10 protein-coding genes are annotated in these 13,255 nt (G+C 70.6%); 5 read left to right on the top strand and 5 right to left on the bottom strand.

The genetic code is table 11. The annotated features are described in order from the left end of the window. Positions 1–194 precede the first annotated feature (194 nt). Positions 195–1,484: a citrate synthase gene (locus J8M51_RS04205; RefSeq protein ID WP_216589232.1), complete on the top strand. Its 1,290-nt coding sequence runs from the start codon at positions 195–197 to the stop codon at positions 1,482–1,484. Positions 1,485–2,226: 742 nt separating this feature from the next. Here the strand turns inward: J8M51_RS04205 and J8M51_RS04200 are convergent. The 3 genes from J8M51_RS04200 to J8M51_RS04190 all read right to left on the bottom strand — a co-directional run bounded on the left by J8M51_RS04200 (position 2,227) and on the right by J8M51_RS04190 (position 5,634). Further along, positions 2,227–4,533 (bottom strand): heavy metal translocating P-type ATPase, encoded by a 2,307-nt coding sequence (locus J8M51_RS04200; RefSeq protein ID WP_086760127.1) that lies wholly within the window; start codon positions 4,531–4,533, stop codon positions 2,227–2,229. Between the two features lie 19 nt (positions 4,534–4,552). Next, positions 4,553–4,792 carry a heavy-metal-associated domain-containing protein gene (locus J8M51_RS04195; RefSeq protein WP_086760129.1) on the bottom strand — a complete coding sequence of 80 codons (240 nt, stop codon included), beginning with the start codon at positions 4,790–4,792 and terminating at the stop codon, positions 4,553–4,555. A 143-nt stretch (positions 4,793–4,935) separates the two neighbouring features. After that, entirely contained in the window at positions 4,936–5,634 is a 699-nt protein-coding gene (locus J8M51_RS04190; RefSeq protein WP_267298968.1) for a TetR/AcrR family transcriptional regulator, read from the bottom strand. Positions 5,635–5,816: 182 nt separating this feature from the next. On the opposite strand from J8M51_RS04190, the gene J8M51_RS04185 reads away from it, so the two are divergent. Further along, positions 5,817–8,054 carry an MMPL family transporter gene (locus tag J8M51_RS04185; protein WP_086762083.1) on the top strand — a complete coding sequence of 746 codons (2,238 nt, stop codon included), beginning with the start codon at positions 5,817–5,819 and terminating at the stop codon, positions 8,052–8,054. A 553-nt stretch (positions 8,055–8,607) separates the two neighbouring features. After that, on the top strand, positions 8,608–9,651 hold the full coding sequence (locus J8M51_RS04180; protein WP_267298967.1) for a zinc-dependent alcohol dehydrogenase family protein: 1,044 nt from the start codon (positions 8,608–8,610) through the stop codon (positions 9,649–9,651). A 122-nt stretch (positions 9,652–9,773) separates the two neighbouring features. On the opposite strand, the gene J8M51_RS04175 is transcribed toward J8M51_RS04180, so the two are convergent. Both J8M51_RS04175 and J8M51_RS04170 read right to left on the bottom strand, forming a co-directional pair. Then, entirely contained in the window at positions 9,774–9,974 is a 201-nt protein-coding gene (locus J8M51_RS04175; protein ID WP_086763555.1) for a helix-turn-helix transcriptional regulator, read from the bottom strand. 345 nt (positions 9,975–10,319) lie between these two features. Further along, entirely contained in the window at positions 10,320–11,237 is a 918-nt protein-coding gene (locus J8M51_RS04170; RefSeq protein WP_086763553.1) for a sugar phosphate isomerase/epimerase family protein, read from the bottom strand. A 150-nt stretch (positions 11,238–11,387) separates the two neighbouring features. On the opposite strand from J8M51_RS04170, the gene iolC reads away from it, so the two are divergent. Both iolC and J8M51_RS04160 read left to right on the top strand, forming a co-directional pair. After that, a complete protein-coding gene (gene iolC, locus J8M51_RS04165; protein ID WP_086763551.1) occupies positions 11,388–12,338 on the top strand; it encodes a 5-dehydro-2-deoxygluconokinase in 951 nt (316 codons plus the stop codon). Between the two features lie 14 nt (positions 12,339–12,352). Then, the gene (locus J8M51_RS04160; protein WP_086763557.1) at positions 12,353–13,249 is read left to right on the top strand and encodes a Cgl0159 family (beta/alpha)8-fold protein; all 897 of its coding nucleotides are present in this window, start codon (positions 12,353–12,355) and stop codon (positions 13,247–13,249) included. Positions 13,250–13,255: the final 6 nt, after the last annotated feature.

Raw genomic sequence — 13,255 nt, 5'->3', positions numbered from 1 at the left:
ATCAAACGAGTCGTAAAGGTCACACAGCCCTTCCAGATGCTGGACGGAACGGGCAGGATGAACAGGTTGGCGGCACTCAGTGCCGCCGATGGGCCCGATGGTCGACCCCGAGTGCACTCTTCAGAGCCAATTGGGGGATGGTAGAGACAGTCAGGGCACCTCGAAGAAGAGGCACTACGTCGGTGAGGGATGACGTGAGCGACAACTCTGTAGTACTGCGGTACGGCGACGGCGAGTACACCTACCCGGTGATCGACAGCACCGTCGGCGACCAGGGCTTCGACATCGGGAAGCTCCGGGCCCAGACCGGTCTGGTCACCCTGGACAGCGGTTACGGCAACACCGCTGCCTATAAATCCGCGATCACCTATCTCGACGGTGAGCAGGGCATCCTTCGGTACCGCGGGTACCCGATCGAGCAGCTGGCCGAGCGCTCCACCTTCCTGGAGGTGGCGTACCTGCTGATCAACGGCGAGCTTCCGACCGTCGACGAGCTCTCCACGTTCCAGAACGAGATCACGCAGCACACCCTGCTGCACGAGGACGTCAAGAACTTCTACCGCGGCTTCCCCCGGGACGCCCACCCGATGGCGATGCTGTCCTCCGTGGTCAGCGCCCTGTCGACGTTCTACCAGGACAGCCACAACCCGTTCGACGAGCGGCAGCGCAACCTCTCCACGATCCGCCTGCTCGCCAAGCTGCCGACCATCGCGGCATACGCGTACAAGAAGTCGATCGGTCACCCGTTCGTCTACCCGCGCAACGACCTCGGTTACGTCGAGAACTTCCTGCGCATGACCTTCTCGGTCCCGGCCCAGGAGTACGACCTCGACCCGGTCGTCGTCTCCGCGCTCGACAAGCTGCTCATCCTGCACGCGGACCACGAGCAGAACTGCTCGACCTCCACGGTCCGGCTGGTCGGCTCCTCGCAGGCGAACATGTTCGCCTCGATCTCCGCCGGTATCTCCGCGCTCTGGGGCCCGCTGCACGGCGGCGCCAACCAGTCCGTGCTGGAGATGCTGGAGGGCATCCAGGCCAACGGCGGCGATGTCGACTCCTTCATCCGCAAGGTGAAGAACAAGGAGGACGGCGTCCGCCTGATGGGCTTCGGCCACCGGGTGTACAAGTCCTTCGACCCGCGCGCCAAGATCATCAAGGCTGCCGCGCACGATGTCCTCTCGGCCCTCGGCAAGTCCGACGAGCTGCTGGACATCGCGCTGAAGCTGGAGGAGCACGCGCTCTCCGACGACTACTTCGTCTCGCGCAACCTCTACCCGAACGTGGACTTCTACACGGGTCTGATCTACCGCGCCATGGGCTTCCCGACCGAGATGTTCACGGTCCTCTTCGCCCTCGGCCGCCTCCCCGGCTGGATCGCCCAGTGGCACGAGATGATCAAGGAGCCCGGCTCCCGCATCGGCCGCCCGCGCCAGATCTACACGGGCGTGGTCGAGCGCGACTTCGTCCCGGTAGAGGCCCGCTGAGCGGAGTACTCGTAGCAGAGGGGCCCGTGCGGAGAACTCCTCCGCACGGGCCCCCTTGCTGTGCTCGCCCACTACGGCATGGGGCGCCCTACGGTGAGTGAGCCGAAGGGGCGCGCCTGTGTCGAGAGCGCGACCGCGCGGAGGCCCCGACGAAGGAGGGGTCGAGCACGGTCGCGCTCTCGACACAGGCTTCTGCGCCCCGGAGGCGAACCGAGCCTTGAAAAATAAGGAGAAGGCGCCCTGCAACGCTGGTCCCCCCACGGGCCGGCGAGCAGGGCGCCTTCCCATGTCCCGGTGCGGATTCCCCCCACGGGATCCGGCCGGGCGTTTGGTGGGCACAGCGCCTGAATCGCTGAGCTGAACGAGCAGAGCTCGTCCTACCTGTATGAATCTGTTCCACTGAGTCGGTGTGCGGTCTGCCGGGACGCGTACGTACGGGAGGGCCGCTCAAAGCTCCCCGGTGCACGTGCCCCGGCAACGCAATTCCGGGAACGTCCCCCAAGACATCCCCAGATGTCAGTCACGCCCCCCAAGACGCTTCTGACATCGCCAACTTAGACTCACGAACCCCTTCGATGGTTACGTTCACATCACTGTGATCTGCGTCTCTTGCCATATGTCCTGAAGATACGTAAGAGACCCGATTCGGTGATCGAGACCCCAGCGTAAGGATGATGCGCGAGCCTTGTGAAGAGCTTATGTGAGGCTGCTTCCGGACTCTAGAGGGACTTTTGCCCGCCAGTCATGAAAATGTCCTGAGTCGCAAGCTGTTCGTTACCACGAAAACGGACGAAAAGGCCATAGCCGCCCCAGCGATCATCGGGTTGAGCAGTCCGGCCGCGGCCAGCGGCAGCGCGGCCAGGTTGTATCCGAAGGCCCAGGCCAGATTGCCCTTGATCGTGGACAGCGTCCGCCGCGACAGCCGGATCGCGTCGGCGGCCACCCGCAGGTCCCCGCGCACCAGTGTCAGATCGGCCGCCTCGATCGCCGCGTCCGTCCCCGTGCCCAGCGCGAGCCCCAGGTCGGCCGCCGCGAGCGCCGCCGCGTCGTTGACCCCGTCACCGACCATCGCGACCGTACGGCCCTCGCCCTGGAGCCGCCGTACGACGGCGACCTTGTCCTCGGGGAGCACCTCGGCGATGACGTGCTCCGGGGCGATACCGACCGCGGCGGCCACGGAACGGGCCACGCGCGCGTGGTCCCCGGTCAGCAGCATCGGGGTGAGGCCGAGCGCGCGCAGCCGCCGTACGGCCTCGGCGCTGGTCTCCTTGACCGCGTCGGCGACCGTGACGACACCGAGTGCCACGCTGTCGCGGACGACCACGACCGCGGTGTGTCCCGCGTCCTCGGCGGCCTCCTTGGCGCTCTTCAGGGCCTCGGGGAGCGGCGTGTCGTGGATTCGGCCCACCTCGACGTCGTGGCCCGCCACACGGCCGCGTACGCCCCTTCCGGGCAGGTTCTCGAAGCGCTCCACGGGCGGCAGCGCGCCCACGCGCTCCTCGGCACCCGCGGCGATCGCCCGGCCCACCGGGTGCTCGGAGGCGTGTTCGACGGCGCCCGCCAGGCGCAGCACGTCGTCGGCATCGGCATCCGCGCGAGCGGCCACGCGCACGTGCCGCAGCGCCATCCGGCCGGTGGTGACCGTGCCGGTCTTGTCCAGGACGACCGTGTCGATGCGGCGGGTGGACTCCAGGACCTCGGGGCCCTTGATGAGGATGCCGAGCTGGGCGCCGCGCCCCGTGCCGACCATCAGGGCGGTCGGGGTGGCGAGGCCGAGCGCGCACGGACAGGCGATGATCAGCACGGCGACGGCCGCCGTGAAGGCGGCGGTGGTGTCGTCCGTGAGACCGAGCCAGGCGCCGAAGGTGGCGACCGCGACCAGGACGACGACGGGCACGAACACCGCCGAGATCCGGTCGGCGAGCCGCTGCGCCCGGGCCTTGCCGTTCTGCGCGTCCTCGACCAGCCGTGCCGTGCGGGCCAGCTGGGTGTCCGCGCCGATCCGGGTCGCCTCGACGACGAGCCGGCCCCCGGCGTTCACGGTCGCGCCCGTGACGGCGTCCCCGGCGGTCACGTCCACCGGCGCGGACTCGCCGGTCAGCATGGACGCGTCGACGGCGGAGGACCCCTCGACGACGGTGCCGTCGGTGGCGAAGCGCTCCCCGGGCCGTACGACGAAACGGTCCCCGACGGCCAGCAGGCCGACCGGGATCCGTGTCTCCCGCCCCTCCCGGAGCACCGAGACGTCCTTGGCGCCCAGCTCCAGCAGCGCCCTGAGCGCGGCACCCGCGCGACGCTTGGAGCGGGCCTCCAGATACCGGCCGAGCAGGATGAACGCGACGACCCCTGCGGCCACTTCGAGATAGATCGTCGATGGTCCCGCGGTCCCCGCGGCGGTGCCTCCGGCCGTACGGGAGACAGTGAACTCGAAGGCGTGCCGCATGCCCGGCATTCCCGCGTGGCCCCGGAAGAGGGCCCACAGGGACCAGCCGAACGCGGCGAGCGTGCCGACGGAGACGAGTGTGTCCATCGTGGCCGCGCCGTGCCGGAGGTTGGTGAACGCGGCCCGGTGGAAGGGCAGCCCGCCCCACACGACGACCGGCGCGGCCAATGTCAGCGAGAGCCACTGCCAGTTGTCGAACTGCAGGGCGGGGACCATGGACATGAGGATCACGGGGGCCGCGAGCAGTGCCGAGACGGTGAGCCGCTGTCGCAGGGAGGCGAGTTCGGGATCCTCCGCCGGGGCGGAACCCGCGTGCTCGGCACCCCCGGCCCCGGCCCCGGCCTCCGGGAGGGCCGGGGGCGGTGGCTCCTCGGCCGTGTAGCCCGTCTTCACCACGGTGGCGATCAGGTCGGCGATCTCCACCCCGGCGGGGTAGGTGACCTTCGCCTTCTCGGTGGCGTAGTTCACCGAGGCGGTGACCCCGTCCAGGCGGTTGAGCTTCTTCTCGACGCGGGCCGCGCAGGAGGCGCAGGTCATCCCGCCGATGGTCAGTTCGACCTCGTGGACGGGGCCACTTATGGGGGCCGCTGCGGTGGTGCTGGTCATGTCCTTGCCCGGGTCGGTGTCAGACCTTGCCGACCAGCTCGAAGCCCGCCTCGTCGACGGCGGCGCGCACGGCCTCCTCGTCGAGCGGGGCGGCCGAGACCACGGTGACCTCGCCGGTGGAGGCGACGGCCTTCACCGAGGAGACCCCGGCGAGCTGGGTGATCTCGCCGGAGACGGCGCCTTCGCAGTGGCCGCAGCTCATACCGCTCACCTTGTACACGGCGGTGACGGAACCCTGGGTGTCGGTCTCGGCGGTCATGTCGTTACTCCTCGTCGGGGGTGTGCTCGGGGCATGGAGGTGTTCGGGTAACCCTTCAGGACACCCACCTTATACCCCCTAGGGGTATGAATCCAAGAGAGGTGGGGCGGGAGTGGTGGGGCGGCGGGGTCGGGGGGCCGGGGTCAGGGGGCCGGGGTCCGCGGGGAGTCCGGCGGGGCCGCGGGCGGGCAGTCGCCCACCAGGGGCCGCAGATAGCCCAGCAGGACGTTCTTCAGTTCCCGGACGTACGCGTCGCGCTCGGCGCCCTCCCGGCCGAGCACCAGCTCCAGGCCGGCCTTGTACACGGCCACGCAGACATGGGCGGTACGGGTCACGTCGGCGGCCGGTGTGTCCGGCAGGAAGGGGGTGAGGAGCGCCTCGATCCGGGTGAGCAGGGCGGTGTGGAGGGCGTCGTGCTGCTCGGCGATCCGGCCGGGGGTGTCCGGGCCGTGCATCAGCGTGAAGATCACCGGGTGCCGGCAGTTGAAGTCGATGAAGCGGTCGACGGCGGCCCCGACGGCCTCCTCCAGCGGGGTCGCCGGATCCACGGGGGCGAGCGCCTCGCCGTACGTCTCGCGCATCTCGTGCATGAGCCGCTCGCTCAGCTCGATCGCGATCGCTTCCTTGTTCGGGAAGAACTGGTACAGCGTGCCCGGCGAGACCCCCGCCTCGCGGGCGATGGCGTTGGTGCTGGCGGCGGTGTACCCGGTCGAGCAGAACACGGAAGCCGCGGCTTCGAGGAGCTGGGCGATACGGCGCTCGCCGCGGGCCTGGCGGCGGCGCGGCTGCTCCTTCTCCTGCCGCTCCCTCTCCTGCTGTTCCTTCTCCTGGTGGGTGGGCACGCGGTTATCCCCAGCTTTCCAGAGGCGATTGACAAACGCGAGTGGTCGCTCGCATTCTTGAAACGCGAGCGATGTCTCGTGTTTGCCAGTGTATGGCTCGGTGGTCCGTGCTGCCCTGCCGCGTACGCACGGTCCAGAGCGACGGATCCGACGACGGATCAGAGTGAAGGGGACACCGCACCATGACCGAAGTCAACCGGCCACCCCGACCAGGAGGCTGGACCCGGTTCGTGACCGCACGCCCCCGGCTCTCCCTGCTCGTCGCCCTGGTGCTCACCGCTCTCGCGGTCGTCGCGGGCAGCGATGTCGCCGACCGGCTCGGCAGCGGCGGCTGGGAGGACCCGGCCGCCCAGTCCACGTACGCGACGAAGGCCCTGGAGCGCGAGTTCCCGGACTCCAACCCGAACTTCCTGCTGCTGGTCGACGCCGGCCGGGCCTCGGTCGACGACCCGGCCGTCGCCGCGGAGGCGAGGAAGCTGACCGAGCGGCTCGCCGGGGAGAAGGGCGTCACCGGCGTCGGCTCCTACTGGCAGACCGGCGCCCCCGCCCTGCGCGCCCAGGACGGCGGGGAGGCGCTGATAGCGGCCCGTCTCACCGGCGACGAGACGGCGGTCAACAAGACCCTGGACCGCGTCGCCCCCGAGTTCCGCGGCACGCACGGCCCCGTCGAGGTCAAGGTCGGCGGCATCCTCGCCGTGAGGCACGAAATGCAGACGATCATCCAGGAGGACCTGCTGCGGGCCGAGCTGATCGCCCTGCCGGTGACCCTGGTCCTGCTCGTCATGGTCTTCGGCAGCGCGGTCGCCGCCCTGCTCCCGCTCGGCGTGGGCATCGTCGCGATCCTCGGCACCAACGCGATCCTGCGCGGCCTGACCGAGATCACGGACGTCTCGGTCTTCGCCCTGAACCTCACCACGGCCATGGGCCTCGGCCTCGCGATCGACTACGCCCTGTTCATCGTGCGCCGCTTCCGCGAGGAACTCTCCACCGGCGCCGACTCCCTGACGGCCGTCGCCACCACCCTGCGCACGGCCGGCCGTACGGTCCTCTTCTCCGCCCTCACGGTCGCCGTCTCCCTGGCCGCCATGATGGTCTTCCCGCAGTACTTCCTGAAGTCCTTCGCCTACGCGGGCATAGCGGTGGTCCTCCTGGCCGCCGCGGCGGCCCTGATCCTCCTCCCCGCCGCCCTGGTCCTCCTGGGCGACCGCGTCAACGCCTGGGACCTGCGCAGGCTGTTGCGGCGCCGCCGGACGACCGACGACGAGCCGGCCTCCCCGGCCAAGGAGGAGGGCGCGGCCTGGGGCCGTATGGCAGCCCTCGTCATGCGCCGTGCCCCGTACTTCGCCGTCGCCACCACCGCCGGCCTGCTCCTCCTCGGCCTCCCCTTCCTGGGCGTGAAGTTCGGCACGGCCGACGACCGTCAGCTCCCCGCGACCGCCGAGTCCCATGTCGTCCAGCAGCATCTGCGCGAGGGCTTCCCGGGCACTCCCGGAGGCGGCCTGGAGGTCCTGGCGGAAGGAGAGGCCACGAAGGCGCAGTACGCCGCCTACAAGGAGCGGCTCGCCGACCTCCCCGAGGTGCTCCGTGTGGAGGGCCCCCTGGTCAAGGGCGACTGGGCCTACTTCACGGTGCAGCCGAAGGGCGAGGCGGTCGACGAGGGCGCGCAGGGGCTGGTGGACGACATCCGAGCGCTGGACGCCCCCTTCGACACCTCGGTGACGGGCACGGCGGCGGTCCTGGTCGACACGAAGGCGGCGATAGGGGAGAACCTCCCCTGGGCCCTCGCCTTCATCGCGATCGTCACCCTCATCCTGGTCTTCCTCCTCACCGGCAGCGTCCTGATCCCCGTCCAGGCCGTCCTCCTGAACGCGCTCAGCCTCACGGCGATGTTCGGCGCGCTGGTCTGGGTCTTCCAGGAGGGCCACCTCTCCGGACTCCTCGCCTTCACCACCCCCGGCTCCATCGAGACCACCCTCCCCGTCCTGATGTTCTGCGTGGCCTTCGGGCTCTCCATGGACTACGGCGTCTTCCTGCTCTCCCGCATCAAGGAGGAGTACGACCAGACCGGCGACCACACGGCCTCCGTCCGCTTCGGCGTCCAGCGCACCGGCGGCCTCATCACCGCCGCCGCCGTGATCCTGGCCGTCGTCATGATCGCCATAGGCACCTCCCGCGTCACCAACACCAAGATGCTCGGCCTCGGCATAGCCCTCGCCGTCCTCATGGACGCCATGATCATCCGCAGCCTCCTGGTCCCCGCCGTCATGCGCCTCACCGGCCGCGCCACCTGGTGGGCCCCGACCCCTCTGAGGCGCTTCCACGAGAGGTTCGGCCTCAGCGAGGCCGACCCAACCCCACCTTCCAACCCGGAGGCTGAGAAGAAGCCCGAGGACCGCCAACCCGTCTCCACTCGAACCTGACGCATAAGAGGGAGCGGGTGTCGGCCGGTGACCGGGGGCGGGCCGACCGATGGTGGGTGCCTGGGTGCCTGGGTGCCTGGGTGACCGGGTGACGGGGTGACCGGCAGCCGGTGACCGGTCACCGGTGGTCGGGAGGCCGACGGCGGGTGGCCGGGTGGTCGGGTGACCGACGGTCGGTGACTGACGGCCAGTGACCAGTGACCAGTGACCGGGAGGCCGACGGCCGGTGGTCAATGGCTGGTGCCGGTGGCCGGTGATGGACGGTGCGGTAGGCCCGAAGGGCCGCCGCACCGTCCAGGGGCGCGGGGAACTGCGCGACCAGCCCCCACCGACCCGCACCGGCCGACGCACCCCCACCCCCCACCCCCGAACGCCCGCGCGCAGCACGAGGGGGGTCGAAGGGGCGCAGCCCCTGGAGGATGGGACGGGTAGGGGCGGCGGGGGCGAAAACCCCTCACCCGACAGGTGCGATGCTGACCGGACCCCAGACGGCCGGACGATCGACGGCCCACAACCGAGACGATCGACGACCCACAACGGAAAGGCGGGACACATGCGCGCGGTGGTGTTCGAGCGATTCGGAGAGCCGCCCACGGTGAGGGACGTCCCGCCCCCCACCCCCACCCCCCACGGCGTCGTCGTCCGAGTCGAAGCCACCGGCCTCTGCCGAAGCGACTGGCACGCCTGGCAGGGCCACGACCCCGACATCACCCTCCCGCACGTCCCCGGCCACGAGTTGTCCGGAGTCGTGGAGGAGACCGGCACCGCGGTGACCGCCTGGCGTCCCGGCGACCGCGTCACCGCCCCCTTCGTCTGCGCCTGCGGCACCTGCCCCGCCTGCGCGACCGGCGACCACCAGGTCTGCGAGCGCCAGACCCAGCCGGGCTTCACCCACTGGGGCTCCTTCGCCCAGTACGTAGCCCTGGACCACGCCGACGTGAACCTGATCGCGCTCCCGGAAGACCTGTCGTACGGCACGGCCGCCTCCCTCGGCTGCCGCTTCGCCACGGCGTTCCGCGCGGTCGTGACGCAGGGCCGGGTCGCGGCGGGGGAGTGGGTCGCCGTCCACGGCTGCGGCGGTGTGGGCCTCTCCGCGGTGATGATCGCGGCGGCGTCCGGAGCCCGTGTGATCGCCGTCGACGTATCACCCCGGGCCCTGGACCTGGCCCGGAAGTTCGGCGCGGCGGAATGCGTGGACGCGTCGGCGGTGGCGGACACGGCCGGGGCCGTCCGCGACCTCACCGGCGGCGGTGTCCACCTCTCCCTCGACGCCCTCGGTTCCCCGGTCACCTGCGCGGCCTCCGTCGACGGCCTGCGCCGCCGGGGCCGCCACGTCCAGGTGGGCCTGCTGCCGTCCGCGACCGGCACGACCCCGGTCCCCATGGCCCGTGTGATCGCCCTGGAGCTGGAACTCCTCGGCAGCCACGGCATGGCGGCCCACGCCTACCCCCGGATGCTGGAGCTGGTCCGCGCGGGCGTCCTCCGCCCCGACCTCCTGGTCACCGCGACGATCCCCCTGGACGCGACCCCCGCCGCCCTCGCGGCGATGGGGACCGCCCTCGGCAGCGGGGTGACGGTCATCGAACCGTGGAACTGAAAGTCCCCGGAGGAATGGAGAGTCCCCGGATCCTCGCCAGAGAGGACTCGGGGACGGACGGACGAGTGACGGATGACGGACGGACGAGTGACGGAGGGCGGACGGACGAGCGACCGGGGCGGTCAGTCGACCTTGCGCCCCCGGTTGCCCGGTCTGGAGGCCACCCAGGCGCGGATGGTGTCGGCGTACCAGTAGGGCTTGCCGCCCTCCACATGGTCGGGCGCGGGCAGCAGCCCGTGTTTGCGGTACGAGCGGACGGTGTCGGGCTGCACACGGATGTGCGCCGCGATGTCCTTGTACGACCAGAGGCGTCGGTCGGTCATCAGTGGCACCTCCCTGCGCGCACCACGGCGGCGGCCGGGAAGACCGTCGGGGGAGCCGGGCACTGCGCTGGCGATCACAAGCCTGTGCCCGGTCAACGACCCTCAGTGATCCCCGGAAGGCCCCGTGGACCACGTGTGACGGAAGACCCGCGTACACGTGACACACGTGACAGAAACGTGTCTTTTGTGACACGGGTGACGAATGGGGGTGTCCCATAGTCAAGGGACGGCGACCGCGTCCGGAAGGGGCACGGAGAACTGCGCGACCGGCCACGACGAACCCGTGACCTGCTGACGACCCGCAGTTCCCCGGCGCTTTTCAGTACCCGGTTGCCAGCGGAGCGTTCACGCCCCGCAGGACCTCAGGAAGGCCCGCGTCCGTTGGGCGATCGGCAGCGGAGCGTCCGGCTCGCACGGATACATGTCCTGCTCGACGATCGCGAACAGGTCCACGTCCAGCTTCGCCGCGGCGGCCAGCACGGGCCCCAGCTCCGGCACGCCCTTCGGCGGCTCGCACATCACACCCCGGGCGACGGCCGGCCCGAACGGAACCTCGTTCGCCCGCACGTCCGCCAGGATCTCGGGGTCGACCTGCTTGAGGTGCAGATACCCGATGCGTTCGCCGTAGGTCTCGATCAGCTTGACGCTGTCGCCGCCGCAGTAGGCGTAGTGCCCGGTGTCGAGGCAGAGCGAGACCACCGAGGAGTCGGTGCCGTCCAGGAAGCGGACGACGTTCTCCTCGCTGTCGATGTGGGTGTCGGCGTGCGGGTGGACGACGATCTGGAGGCCGTACTTCTCCCGCACCTCCCGCCCGAGCCGCTCGGTGAGCTGGGTGAGGTGCCGCCACTGCTCGACCGTCAGCTCGCTGGACTCCAGCACCTTGCCCGTCTTGTCGTCCCGCCAGAACGACGGGATGACGACGAGGTGCTTGGCGCCCATGGCCTGCGCGAGGACCGCGTTGTCGGCCACGTGCGCCCAGGTCTTCTCCCAGACGTCCGGACCGTGGTGCAGACCGGTGAAGACGGTGCCGGCCGACACTTTCAGGCCGCGCTTGGCGGTCTCCTCGGCGAGGACCGCCGGGTCGGTCGGCAGATAGCCGTACGGCCCCAGCTCGATCCACTCGTAGCCGGAAGCGGCGACCTCGTCGAGGAAGCGCTGCCAGGGGACCTGCTGAGGGTCGTCGGGGAACCAGACGCCCCAGGAGTCGGGCGCCGAGCCGACTCGGATGCGCGAAAGTGAGGACTGAGGTGACAACGACGTCATGGGAGTCAGCTTCAGCCTCGAAGCGGAGGGTGTCAATAGGTAGTCCGAATGTCTGGACAAAGTATTGACAGGGTCAGCCCGGCGGGGCTAGACCTTGACGGAACCAGCGGACGGACCCGGTGGACGGACCCGGCGCGTGAAGGGAACTCGATGGCGTACGACCTGATCACCATGGGGCGGATCGGTGTGGATCTCTACCCGTTGCAGACGGGGGTCCCGTTGCCGCAGGTGACGTCCTTCGGGAAGTTCCTCGGCGGTTCGGCCACGAACGTCGCGGTGGCCGCGTCCCGCCTCGGCCGCTCCACCGCCGTGATCACCCGCACCGGTGAGGACCCCTTCGGCGACTACCTCCACCAGGCGCTGCGCGACTTCGGCGTGGACGACCGCTGGGTCACCCCGGTCCCCGGCCTGCCGACGCCCGTGACCTTCTGCGAGGTCTTCCCCCCGGACGACTTCCCGCTCTACTTCTACCGCCGTCCCAAGGCCCCGGACCTGGAGATCGACGCCCACGACCTGGACCTCGACGCGATCACCGGGACCCGGATCTTCTGGGTGACCGGCACGGGCCTGAGCGAGGAGCCCAGCCGCACGGCGACGCTCGCGGCCCTCGCCCACCGGGCCAAGGCCGGCACCACGGTCTTCGACCTCGACTGGCGCCCCATGTTCTGGACCGACCCGGCCGAGGCCCGCCCCTTCTACGAGGAGGCCCTGCGGCACACCACCGTCGCGGTCGGCAACCTGGACGAGGTCGAGGTCGCCACCGGGGTCCGCGAGCCGCAGGCCGCCGCCCGCGCGCTGCTGGACGCCGGGGTCGAACTCGCGGTCGTCAAGCAGGGCCCGAAGGGTGTCCTCGCGGTCAACAGCAAGGGTGAGTCCGCCGAGGTCCCGCCGCTGCCCGTGAACGTCCTCAACGGCCTCGGCGCCGGTGACGCCTTCGGCGGCTCCCTCTGCCACGGCCTGCTCGAAGGCTGGGACCTGGAGAAGATCATGCGGCACGCCAACGCGGCCGGCGCCATCGTCGCCTCCCGCCTGGAGTGCTCCTCCGCGATGCCCACCGTGGACGAGATCGAGGCAGCGGTCGCGGCGGGAGCGGTCCTGTGACCCCCACGCGGCCCGTGAGCCCCCTCGGCCCCGTCGACGTCTCCGCCCTCGTCCGCACCCGGGTCCACCACCCCGAGGCCATCGCCGAGGCCGCCGCCCGGCGCACCCGGCGCCCCCTGATCGGCGACTCCGGCCGGCTGATGATCGTCGCCGCCGACCACCCGGCCCGGGGCGCGCTCTCCGTCGGCGACCGCAGGCTCGCCATGGCGAACCGCGCCGACCTCCTCGAACGACTGTGCCTGGCACTGTCCCGCCCCGGTGTGGACGGCGTCCTCGCGACCGCCGACATCCTCGACGACCTGCTCCTCCTCGGCGCCCTTGACGGCAAGGTCGTCATGGGCTCGATGAACCGGGGCGGCCTCGCGGGCGCCAGCTTCGAACTGGACGACCGTTTCACCGGCCACCGCCCCGAGGACATGGCGCGCCTCGGCTTCGACGCCGGCAAGCTCCTGCTGCGCGTCGACTACGACGACCCGGGCTCCCTCACCACCCTGGAGTCCACCGCACGCGCCGTGGACGCCATGGCCGAGCGACGGCTCCCCGTGTTCGTCGAGCCGTTCATCAGCCGCCGCGACCCGGCCACCGGCAAGGTCAAGAATGACCTGAGCGCCGAGGCCGTCACCAAGTCGATCGCCATAGCGGCCGGGCTCGGCGGCAGTTCGGCGTACACCTGGCTGAAGGTGCCCGTCACCGAGAACCCCGACGACATGGCCCGCGTCATGGAGACCTCGACGCTGCCCGCCGTCCTGCTCGGCGGCGATGTCGGCGAGGACCAGGAGGGCGCGTACGAGAAGTGGCGGGGCGCGCTGCAACTGCCCACCGTGCAGGGCCTGGTGGTCGGCCGCTCGTTGCTCTACCCGGCGGACGACGACGTGACCGCCGCCGTGGACACCGCCGTTGGACTGTTGTGAGGGCCG

The organism is Streptomyces griseiscabiei, assembly GCF_020010925.1.
GTDB classification, from domain to species: Bacteria; Actinomycetota; Actinomycetes; order Streptomycetales; family Streptomycetaceae; genus Streptomyces; species Streptomyces griseiscabiei.
This window is presented reverse-complemented; position numbering and strand designations above follow the sequence as displayed.

Bases quoted from the DNA above. Each gene is read 5' to 3' on its own strand.
- J8M51_RS04175 (WP_086763555.1), bottom strand. From the start codon at position 9,974: ATGACCGACCGACGCCTCTGGTCGTACAAGGACATCGCGGCGCACATC.
- iolC (WP_086763551.1), top strand. From the start codon at position 11,388: ATGGCGTACGACCTGATCACCATGGGGCGGATCGGTGTGGATCTCTAC.
- J8M51_RS04170 (WP_086763553.1), bottom strand. From the start codon at position 11,237: ATGACGTCGTTGTCACCTCAGTCCTCACTTTCGCGCATCCGAGTCGGC.
- J8M51_RS04180 (WP_267298967.1), top strand. From the start codon at position 8,608: ATGCGCGCGGTGGTGTTCGAGCGATTCGGAGAGCCGCCCACGGTGAGG.
- J8M51_RS04185 (WP_086762083.1), top strand. From the start codon at position 5,817: ATGACCGAAGTCAACCGGCCACCCCGACCAGGAGGCTGGACCCGGTTC.
- J8M51_RS04200 (WP_086760127.1), bottom strand. From the start codon at position 4,533: ATGACCAGCACCACCGCAGCGGCCCCCATAAGTGGCCCCGTCCACGAG.
- J8M51_RS04195 (WP_086760129.1), bottom strand. From the start codon at position 4,792: ATGACCGCCGAGACCGACACCCAGGGTTCCGTCACCGCCGTGTACAAG.